Origin of the sequence: Winogradskyella sp. (assembly GCF_025210595.1) — a bacterium.
Lineage (GTDB): Bacteria > Bacteroidota > Bacteroidia > Flavobacteriales > Flavobacteriaceae > Winogradskyella.
This window is the reverse complement of the sequence record NZ_JAOARH010000136.1, coordinates 1-2,759: the sequence shown is the minus strand read 5'-3', so window position 1 is coordinate 2,759 and position 2,759 is coordinate 1. Positions and strand designations below refer to the sequence as shown.

3 protein-coding genes and 1 tRNA gene are annotated in these 2,759 nt (G+C 33.6%); 1 reads left to right on the top strand and 3 read right to left on the bottom strand.

The window, feature by feature from the left end:
* Positions 1 to 119: 119 nt before the first annotated feature.
* Positions 120 to 398 (bottom strand): DUF1272 domain-containing protein, encoded by a 279-nt coding sequence (locus N4A42_RS13455; RefSeq protein WP_294074998.1) that lies wholly within the window; start codon positions 396 to 398, stop codon positions 120 to 122.
* Positions 399 to 587: 189 nt separating this feature from the next.
* Positions 588 to 1,544 carry a dihydrodipicolinate synthase family protein gene (locus N4A42_RS13450; RefSeq protein WP_294074996.1) on the bottom strand — a complete coding sequence of 319 codons (957 nt, stop codon included), beginning with the start codon at positions 1,542 to 1,544 and terminating at the stop codon, positions 588 to 590.
* Positions 1,545 to 1,679: 135 nt separating this feature from the next.
* On the opposite strand from N4A42_RS13450, the gene N4A42_RS13445 reads away from it, so the two are divergent.
* Positions 1,680 to 2,519, top strand: coding sequence for an AraC family transcriptional regulator (locus N4A42_RS13445; protein ID WP_294074994.1), 840 nt, complete (start codon positions 1,680 to 1,682; stop codon positions 2,517 to 2,519).
* A 99-nt stretch (positions 2,520 to 2,618) separates the two neighbouring features.
* Here N4A42_RS13445 and N4A42_RS13440 read toward each other — a convergent pair.
* Positions 2,619 to 2,694 (bottom strand) — tRNA-Phe (locus N4A42_RS13440).
* Between the last annotated feature and the right edge of the window lie 65 nt (positions 2,695 to 2,759).

Below are 2,759 nucleotides of genomic sequence, written 5' to 3'. Positions count from 1 at the left end.
TTCTCTATGTTTAACAATGGATTGAACGTCTTAAAGGTTTTATCACCTTGAGCAGAAGTTTGATTTCCTATATAATTTTTTCCTGTGATCATGTTTTTATGCTTTTGAGTAATCTACAATTACGTGTGATTACGTTTTTCTTTTAATCGGTTTTGATGTGCTTCAACATCTACAGGTTTATGAACGACTGTTGTTGAAACAGGATACTTCTCTAATAAATGACTTGGTCGTATTGGGCGAGGTGTAAATCCACCACCGCAGTTTGGACATACGTCTTGTAACACTGATGTGACACAATCTTTACAAAAGGTACATTCAAACGAACAAATCATGGCCTCATTAGAATCGTGTGGTAATGATTTCTTACAATGTTCGCAAGTTGGCCTTATGTCTAGCATATATGTGTTTTATGTCGTTTTTTAATACGTTTTAAAGTTATTGAAATTTTTATTTTCACAGAAATTTCTGTGTTTGTGATTACAGTTATATTAAAGCACTTTAGCTTATAAAAATCCCATTTCCTATCTGGTTTTTCCCCGTAATCATCTTCACTTCTTTTTTATTTTCTTTTTAAAATTTTAAAAGCTTTAATCAATTAAATCTAAAACTTCAAGTCTTTCTCTTGCCAGAATATATCTTGCTCGAACATCATCTATTTGGTTTTGAGACAGTTTCTTACCAAAGGTACGAAGTCCTCCAGCAACATCATTATGATGAATTCCCATAGCAAGCTTAAGATATTCCATGAGCAGTGGCTGAGCATCTAAATACGAAATGGAATTCATTGCCTGAGAAATTTTGTTTGCTTCAGCCCATTGTCCATTTGAAACATATTCCTGCATGCTAACACTAGCTTTGGGAAAAATACAGCCAACTCCTGTAATTCCGCCACATGCGCCAGCAAGTCCTGCATGTACCGTTACGGTATCAACACCTGCCAAAATTTTTAAATCTTTATTTGCCAATAGCATCGTTTCAATAATTGAGACATCAATTGTAGATATTTTAAGGGCATTGATATTGGGAAGTTCAGCAAGTTTTAGAAGAAGCTCGGTTGAAAGCGGATGATAACCCGCTGCATCAGGATTGTTATAAGGCATAACTGATATACCAGCACTTCTTGCTGTGGACTCTGCTAGCTCATAGTACGCATACATTTCGTCATCAGAAGGAAGTTCCTTAGTTTTTGGTGGCATAACCATTACGGTGTCTACACCAGTTATTGCAAGTTCTTCAACGATTGTTGCTAGTTCTTCTTTAGTTTCTGCTGCTGCACCACTGATTAAAGGCACATCATAATCTTTAGCAACCTCAGAAAGTGATTTCAGTAAGGAAAGACGCTGATTCGCGCTCAAGTAGCTATTTTCACCCAGAGTTCCAGAACCTACAAGTCCGTTCATTCTGCTTCCACCCTTTCCTTGAACTTTTAAAATACCTGCAGCCTGTTTTTGCGTGGTATCAAAGTCAATTTCAAGAGCACCAGATTTTGACGCTTTCAACCATGTAAACACGGCTGGCATTACACCTTCCCAATTAAATTTCATATATTTTTATTTAGGGTATAAAATTACTTGAGAGCTATAGTTTTTTATGATGTTTTTTTACGCTATAATGATGAAATATTATCAAGTTAAATATATTATTGATTATTTTTGAATATTATATAATCATTTTTTAAGTTGAAAGTACTGCCATTTGTAATTCCGAAGCCTAATAAACTAGCACTTATTTATCAAATAGATAAGGTAAAGGTGTTGTATGATAAACTTCATCAGCACGAAGAGATACAGTTAAGCTATATTGTAAAAGGTTGTGGTACGTTAGTAGTAGGTGATACAATTAATAATTATAGAGAAGGAGATATGTTGGTAATAGGAAGTAATGTACCACACGTGTTTAAGAGTGATGAAAGTATAGAGGCTTCGCATATGTTGAGTTTGTTTTTTACCAAACAATCTTTTGGTGATTATTTTTTTGAGCTAGAAGATATTGAAGCTATTCAGCCATTTTTTGAGCGTTCAATTTATGGTTTTAAGCCGCAGTCTCATATTGAAGAAATTCGAGATTTATTTCTTAAGTTAGAATCATCAACAAAGTTTGAGCGGTTTTTATTGTTCTTAAAGCTGCTGCATTATTTGGTTAATGCTGATTATGTAAGTTTGTCTTCATTTGTTTATGATAAGAAATTCAGTTTAGTAGAAGGGGATCGAATGCGTAATGTGTTTGAGTATACCTTAAATAATTATGACAAGAATATTTTTTTAGAGGATATAGCTGAGGTTGCTAATATGACCAAAAATGCTTTTTGTAAGTATTTTAAAAAGCGAACGAACAAAACTTACATTCAGTTTTTGAATGAATTTAGAGTAGAAAATGCCTGTAAACTTATGAGAGAAGGTAATGATTTTACAATAGTAGAAATTGCTTATATGTGTGGTTTTAGAAATATTTCTAACTTTAATAGAGTTTTTAGGAGTGTAAAAAGATGTACACCAAGTGCTTATATAAAGCAGAATTGAATTTGATAAAGTGTTGATGAACATTGCGAATGCCTTTTAAACCAGTAAAAAGAATTTGTATTAACCAAAAAACCCAACTCATAGAGTTGGGTTTTTTGATGGTGGTGCCTCCAGGAATCGAACCAGGGACACAAGGATTTTCAGTCCTTTGCTCTACCAACTGAGCTAAGGCACCAGTTGCTTAATTAAGCGGATGCAAATATAAATTCATTTTTAGTATTACCAAAAATAAAATTGTAA

Coding starts and splice junctions, on each gene's coding strand:
- N4A42_RS13455 (WP_294074998.1), bottom strand. CDS start 398: ATGCTAGACATAAGGCCAACTTGCGAACATTGTAAGAAATCATTACCA.
- N4A42_RS13450 (WP_294074996.1), bottom strand. CDS start 1,544: ATGAAATTTAATTGGGAAGGTGTAATGCCAGCCGTGTTTACATGGTTG.